Source organism: Ruegeria sp. AB5 (assembly GCF_056542645.1).
This window is the reverse complement of sequence record NZ_JBQGAE010000007.1, coordinates 206,125-213,127: the sequence shown is the minus strand read 5'-3', so window position 1 is coordinate 213,127 and position 7,003 is coordinate 206,125. Positions and strand designations below refer to the sequence as shown.

Annotated in this window: 6 protein-coding genes; 4 read left to right on the top strand and 2 right to left on the bottom strand. The window is 57.2% G+C overall.

The genetic code is table 11. The features are described 5' to 3' along the window. On the bottom strand, positions 1 to 422 hold a 422-nt coding region (locus ACR0L4_RS14415; RefSeq protein WP_480513680.1), incomplete at its 3' end, for a class II aldolase/adducin family protein. Positions 423 to 770: 348 nt separating this feature from the next. Beyond that, complete coding sequence (locus ACR0L4_RS14410) at positions 771 to 1,637, bottom strand: LysR family transcriptional regulator (protein WP_170686448.1); 867 nt, start codon at positions 1,635 to 1,637, stop codon at positions 771 to 773. A 214-nt stretch (positions 1,638 to 1,851) separates the two neighbouring features. Here ACR0L4_RS14410 and ACR0L4_RS14405 point away from each other — a divergent pair, with 214 nt between their 5' ends. The 4 genes from ACR0L4_RS14405 (at position 1,852) to ACR0L4_RS14390 (ending at position 6,967) form a co-directional block, all read left to right on the top strand. Further along, a complete protein-coding gene (locus tag ACR0L4_RS14405) occupies positions 1,852 to 2,145 on the top strand; it encodes a thiamine pyrophosphate-binding protein (protein WP_170431479.1) in 294 nt (97 codons plus the stop codon). A gap of 105 nt (positions 2,146 to 2,250) precedes the next feature. Further along, a complete protein-coding gene (locus tag ACR0L4_RS14400; RefSeq protein ID WP_170431476.1) occupies positions 2,251 to 3,531 on the top strand; it encodes a thiamine pyrophosphate-dependent enzyme in 1,281 nt (426 codons plus the stop codon). Further along, positions 3,528 to 5,111 (top strand): GMC family oxidoreductase, encoded by a 1,584-nt coding sequence (locus tag ACR0L4_RS14395; RefSeq protein WP_170431474.1) that lies wholly within the window; start codon positions 3,528 to 3,530, stop codon positions 5,109 to 5,111. Before ACR0L4_RS14400 ends, ACR0L4_RS14395 begins: the two co-directional genes overlap by 4 nt. Positions 5,112 to 5,374: 263 nt before the next feature. Next, positions 5,375 to 6,967 carry an ABC transporter substrate-binding protein gene (locus ACR0L4_RS14390; protein WP_217356457.1) on the top strand — a complete coding sequence of 531 codons (1,593 nt, stop codon included), beginning with the start codon at positions 5,375 to 5,377 and terminating at the stop codon, positions 6,965 to 6,967. Positions 6,968 to 7,003 lie beyond the last annotated feature (36 nt).

The following is a 7,003-nucleotide window of genomic DNA, read 5'->3' as shown; positions in this document are numbered from 1 at the left end:
TCAAAGGCAAGACCGCCATAGTGTTCATCAACGACCACTCGGTTGAAGAACATGGCAGCGTTCTGATCCAATGGCGGCAGGCTGCTGTCCTCAAGGCAGGCCAAAGCGGTGGAATAGATCGAATGCACATGCATCAGGCAGCGATGATGTGGACAGCGCCGATGGATGGCACCGTGCAGCCCCCAGGCCGCTTTGTCAGGTGCATCCGGGCGGTTCAGGGTTTCAGGGTCGTTGGCGTCAATCAGGATCAGGTCTGAAGCCTTGATCAGCCTGAAATGCACCAAATTGGGGTTCATCAAAAATTGCGTGCCATCTTCATTCACCGCCACGCTGAGATGGTTGCCGACGGATTCGTGCATGTTCAGCCGCTCGACCCAGCGAAAGGAAGCTGCAAGCTCGGTACGTTCTTTCCAGTGGTCCATGTTTGAACCCGTTTCAGCAGATCGAAGAGAGTGTGTTGGCATGGTTTGACCCCAAAAAAAGGTTTCGGGTCTAATCTCTTGCCAATCAGTCCTTTCGACAAATTATAAATTTCAAAGTAACACATTACCCAGTTTGATGTATGGGGATCGCTGGATTTCTCCCGCTGACTTGGTCCATCTCAATGTTTGGCGGCCGGAGGTTGGCATTGCTCCGAGGCTGGAAGGGGTTGACGCAGGCCTGCCGGCACCTCGGGAACAGAGGCGATCACGCCGCCTCAGAGCATGTCCACCGGGCACGATTCATGCACAGAGCGCGCAAAACCGTTGGGCTTCAGACGGACTAGCGCATTAGGAATCGAGCTGTTCGTCCAGCCATTCCATAAAGGTACGGCTGGCCGGAGTTTGTTCGTTGGCGCGTACCTCGCTAATGAAATAACGCTCCTTCATCTTGATTTGACCATCATATGGGCGAACGAGTTGCCCAGCCTTTGAGGCGGCCTCGAACAGACTAGTATGCGCCAATGCCAATCCTACGCCATTGATCGCCGCAGTCATGGACAACACCACGGTCGAGGCGAAATTCACCGGCTTGGGCGGGGGGCCGCGGTATTTGGACCCGTGCCACTCATCCCAACTGGCTGTCATACTGGAAGTGTCAAACAGGGGAACATGATCAAGTCTGCCCGATTGCGCCAATTCGGGTGAGCAAACCGGGAAAAAATACTCATCCCGCAGTGGTCTCAGGTCTGCTCGGGCTTTGCTGATCAGGTTCACGATCTCTATCTCGAAGTTGGGAACCCGCTCTTCGATGTCCGAGATATGGGGTAGGATATTCAGCCGGATCCAAGGGTATTGCCTATACAAGCTGTCCAATCGTGGCATAAGCCAGAAGAGCGTCAAAGCCATGTTCGCACGCAACGTCAGCGATTTTCCGCGATCAGGATCAACTGCTTTCCGTGACCCGGCGCGCAGCAGTTCGAAGGCCTCGTGCACGAAGAACAGATAGTTGCGACCTTCGTCTGTCAGCTGCTTGGTCCGGCCTACTCTACGGAACAGGGCAAGTTTCAGATGAGCTTCCAGTTGCCGGATCTGATGGGACACCGCAGGCTGGGTAATATTCAACTCCACTGCGGCGGCTGTGAAGGATCCGAGCCGGGCGCAGGCCTCGAAGCTGCGTAGCCAGTTGAGCGGCGGCATGTGGTCGGTATTCGACAAGGCGGCCCCAATTCATTATTTCTGATAATCAGTTACCGCTAAGTTTATCATTTGTCCACGTCCCGGTTTAATTGGAAATTCTGTCATATATGTTCTTTCGGGAGATGATCATGCGGAAAGAGAACTTCATTCCGTCACTAGAAGATGAATATTCAAGTTGTCAGATTGGCCTTCTGCAATTCGTGATTGCTGGCTTAGCGGTCGGGGGTGTGCAATGAACGGTGCCGATCTGATAGCGGCGATTCTTCAGCGCGAAGGTGTGGAAGTGCTGCCGGCTTTTCCACACAGCGACCTGATCGAAGCTGCAGCGAAAATTGGCATTCGACCCATCATCGTTCGCCAGGAACGCCAGGCTCTGCACATTGCCGACGGCTACACGCGTGCGACCGGAGGGCGACGCAATTGCGTCAGCACGGTACAATACGGACCAGGCTCCGAAAACGCCGCTGGCGGTGTGGCCCAGTGTTTTGCGGACAATTCCCCGGTACTTCACATCCCGGGCGGATAGCCGATTGCGAGTCAGGGTGTCAGACCGAACTTCAACGCGGCCCGCAGCCTGCAGAGCATCAACAAGTGGTGCGAGTTCGTACATGACGCGGAACGTCTGCCCCAGATGCTGCAGCATGCCTTCGCGCAGTTGCGCAACGGTCGCCCAGGGCCGGTCACACTCGAAGTACCTGTCGACATCTTTACCGGCGAAGTCGATGAGTCGCTACTGGAACGCTACCGTCCACAGCGCAAATCTACTCCGAGCGCTGATGTCACCGAGGTAAGGGAACTGGTGGACATGTTGCTGGCGGCAAGTGCGCCAGTGATCGTCGCGGGCCAGGGGATACTTTACGCTGGCGCTACGGAGGAACTGGTCGAACTGGCGGAACTCACGCAGACTCCGGTGATGTCGACGCTCAATGGCAAAAGCTGTTTTCCCGAAAATCATGCGTTGTCCTTGGGGTGCGGCGGCCTGTCACGGCCCGACGCGATCGTGCACTTTCTGAACAAGTGCGATCTGGTTGTCGGCATCGGCACCAGTTTCACCCGTTCCGAGTACATCACGCCTCTGCCGCTGAAAGGACGGCGCTATGCGCAGCTAACCAACAGCGAAAGCGACATCTCCAAAGACTATCCGGTGGACTTTGCCGTGATCGGCGACGCCCGCCCGTCAATCGCGGCAATGAATGCCGAAGTAAAGGCCAGGCTTGGAGACGAAGGCCGACGTGCGGAAGATTCGGTGCGCGAAGAACTTGCCGCACTCAAAGCAGCTTTTCTGGATGAATGGCGACCTCTGCTGGAGTGCAACGAACGACCGATCAGTCCTTACCGTGTGGTCTGGGATCTCATGCACTGTGTTGATCGTACCCGAACGGTTGTCACTCACGAAGCCGGTTCGCCCCGTGATCAGATCACCCCCTTTTACGAAGCCATCGTGCCGCATGGGTACATCGGCTGGGGCAAGACGACCCAACTCGGAACCAGTCTTGGCCTCGTTCAGGGCGCGAAGCTGGCGCGCCCGGACTGGCACGCAATCAACATCATGGGCGAATCGGCAATGGGCATGGTCGGCATGGATTTCGAAACCAGCGTACGTAACCGTATCGGGACCACCACGATAGTATTGCGCAACGGCGTAATGGGCAATTACACCAACTTTCATCCCGTTGCTTCGGAAAAGTACGCGATCAACGAACTGGGCGGCAACTACGCCGATCTCGCAAGCGCACTGGGTGGTTATGCCGAACGGATCGAAGATCCCGCAGAGATCAAGCCTGCGATAAAGCGCGCGCTTGCCCGCAATGACGAAGGCGAACCGGCACTGCTCGAATTCATTACAGCTGAGGAGAATCGTAAGGCAACTCGTCTTCCTGACGACATCACGTACCGAAAACAGTACGGATGATTTCCTTCGACTACGTCGTCATCGGTGGCGGGACCGCGGGTTGCGTCGTTGCATCGCGATTGACCAAAAATCGCGATGTCAGCGTGCTGGTTCTCGAATCGGGCCCGTCATGGCGTGGTCTCGCCATCGAGGTGCCCGGTGCGTTGGGCGATCTCTACACCGGCGGCAAGTTCCATTGGCATCACTTGTCGGAACCCGAGCCCCACGCGAACAACCGGCAACTGCCGTACAAGCTTGGTCGCATCGTCGGTGGTTCGTCGGCCATTAATGGCATGGTTTGGGTGCGCGGCAGCGCACGCGATTTCGACGACTGGGCGGCGCAGGGTTGCGACGGCTGGTCGTACGAAGAGGTGGCGCCGGTGTATCGGCGCATCGAAGATTACGAGGACCCCAATGATGCTTACATGGGTCAGTCAGGACCTATTTCGATCACACGGGGCGACACCACCACACCGTTGAACAGCGCATTTCTGCGCTCGGCCGAACAGGCCGGCTATCCCTTGAACGACAACCACAACGGCCCTCGTCAGGAAGGCTTCTGCGCAATGCAACGCAACACGCGCCGAGGCCGTCGTTGCGACGTCTATCGCGGCTACCTGCAACCGGCTCTGTCACGCCCGAACCTCGTTGTGTGGAGCGATACGCACGTCCAGCGTATCGTGCTGAATGACGGGCGCGCCAGCGCTGTCGAGTTCAAACGCGGCGGTGTAGTCAGTCAGGTGGCAGCGAGGCGCGAAATCCTTCTGGCCGCCGGTGCGCTTGCCTCGCCGCAGTTGCTGCAACTGTCGGGTATCGGCTCCCCCGAGAAGTTGCGCGGGCTTGGCATTGAACCGTTGATCGATCTGCCCGGTGTAGGGCGCAATCTTCACACACACCCGGTTATCAAGCTATCCTTCCGCTGCAAGTTGCCAGTCAGCCTCTACCCCGCGACACGGTTTCCAGGAAAATGGCTTGCCGGGTTACGCTGGCTCGTGATGCGCGACGGTCCAGCCGCCAGTAGCAGCTTCGACGTCGGCGGCTTCATGCGCAGCCGGGACGATCTTGACCGCCCCGATTTGCAGTTCACGCTGGTACCGCTGGCACTCGGGGATCTGTACTCAAAGTTCGACGGTCACGGATTCGAAATTTATGTGGAACTGATTGGCTGCAAGAGCCGTGGCTGGACAGCCCTGCGATCCAGCGACCCAAGCGAGTTACCACGATTCTGCTTCCAGTTTCTGCAGGATCAGCGCGACATCCAAGCCTTTGTCAGAGGTTTGCACATTGTCCGCAAGATATTGGCACAGCCCGCGTTTTCACCCTACGCCGGAGAGTCGCTGATACCAAAGCCCGGTGAAGAGACGGATGAAGAGTGGATTCGCCGCACGGTAAGTATCAGTCACCATCTTGCCGGCTCGTGCCGCATGGGGGCCAGCAACGATGAGCAGGCGGTCGTCACGCCAGAACTCAAGGTGCGCGGGGTCGAAGGGCTGCGCGTGATAGATGCATCCGTAATGCCGACAGTGACGGCCGGCAACACCCACGCGCCGGTTATCATGATCGCCGAACGCGCCAGTGACTTGATTCTACAAGCCCAGTAACTGGGCGCTGTTCAAGAGAGGCTCACAGCGATGCGTGAATAACTGGGAGCTAACCGGCCGCTTGAATTTCCTTTGGAAGAGAATTTCGTCGATGCCCGATGCCCGATGCCCGATGCCCGATGCCCGATGCGGCATGTGGTCGGTGTTCGACACAGCAATCCCAATTCATTATTTGAGATAATCAATTACCGTTGAATTTATCATTTGTCTACGTCCCGGTTTGATTGGAGCATTTGTCATATATGTTTTGTCGGGAGATGATCATGCGGAAAGAGAACTTCATCCGGGAACTAGAAGCTAAATTCTCACGTGGTCAAATAGGCCGCCGCCAGTTTATGACCAACGCTCTGGCAGCTGGCGTTACCGTTGCTGCGGCGAGCTCGTTCGCATCGAGCGTCGAAGCTGCTACACCGAACATGGGCGGTACGTTGAAGGCCGGTTTCGGTTTCGGCTCAACCTCCGACACATTGGACCCGGGCCAATTTGCTGGCGATTTCCTGCTTTGTATGTCCTTCGGCTTCAACGGCTATCTGACCGAAGTTGGCGTCGACGGCAATGTTGTGCCAGGCGTCGCTGAATCGTGGGAAAGCACACCGGACGCCAAGAAGTGGACGTTCAAAGTTCGCAAGGGTGTCGAGTTCCACAATGGAAAACCTGTGACGGCAACGGATTGTGTCGCGTCGCTCAACTTCCACCGTGGCGACAACTCGACATCGGCCGCAAGCTCGCTGCTGACAGAGGTCACGAACATAAAGGTCGATGACGAGAGCACGTTCACGGTGACGCTGGCCAACGGAAACGCCGACTTCCCGTTTATCCTGACTGACTACCACATAACCGTGGCGCAAGCGAAAGGCGACTCCATTGATTGGCAGAGCGGCGTCGGTTGCGGTGCCTACAAACTCGATAACTACGAGCCAGGCGTATCGGCGGAACTGTCGCGTTTCGAAAACAGCTGGAAGAAGACTTATCTCGATGGCGCCCAGATGCTGACAATTCTCGACGCGACCCCGCGTAGCGCCGCACTCCTATCCAATAACGTCGACATTATCGACCGAGTTGACAAGAAGACCGCCGGGCAGCTCGGCAGCGCACCGGGCATAAATCTGGTTCGCACGGATGGCACCCAGCACTTTTCGTTTCCGATGTGGTGCGACGTCGATCCTTACAGCAACCTCGACGTACGGCTCGGCCTCAAGTACGCAATCAATCGTCAGGAGCTAATCGATAAGGTCCTGTTCGGTTACGGCGCGGTCGGCAACGACATCCCGCTGTCACGCAGCCAGAAATTCTACAACGCCGACATTCCGCAGCGCCCGTACGATCCGGACAAGGCGAAGTTTCACTTCAAGAAGGCCGGTGTCCTCGGCAACACGTTCGAGCTCTCGGCCGCTGATGCGGCGTTCGCCGGGGCGATCGACACCGCTGTGTTGATGCAGAATTCCGCGAAACCGGCCGGCATCAGCATTGATGTCAAGCGCGTGCCGAACGACGGATACTGGAGTGAAGTTTGGAACCAGGTGCCGTGGTGCGCGAGTGCTTGGGGTGGTCGCCCGACGGCGGACCTGATGTTCACAACAGCTTACAAGGGCGGCGTGGCGTGGAACGAGTCTCATTGGGCCAACAATCGTTTTGACGAACTGTTGCTCAATGCGCGGTCCGAGCTTGACGAGTCCAAGCGTGCCCAGATGTACGGTGAAATGCAGCAGATCCTGTGGGACGACGGCGGAGCTCTGATCCCGATGTTCGCATCATATCTCGCAGCGACCACGGATAGCGTTGGCATGCCCGAGCAGCGCGCGTCGAACTGGGATCTCGACGGCGGCCGCTGGATTGAACGCTGGTGGCGCACCTAGTTCAAGATGGCGATACTCGAGGTGCGAACGCCGAAC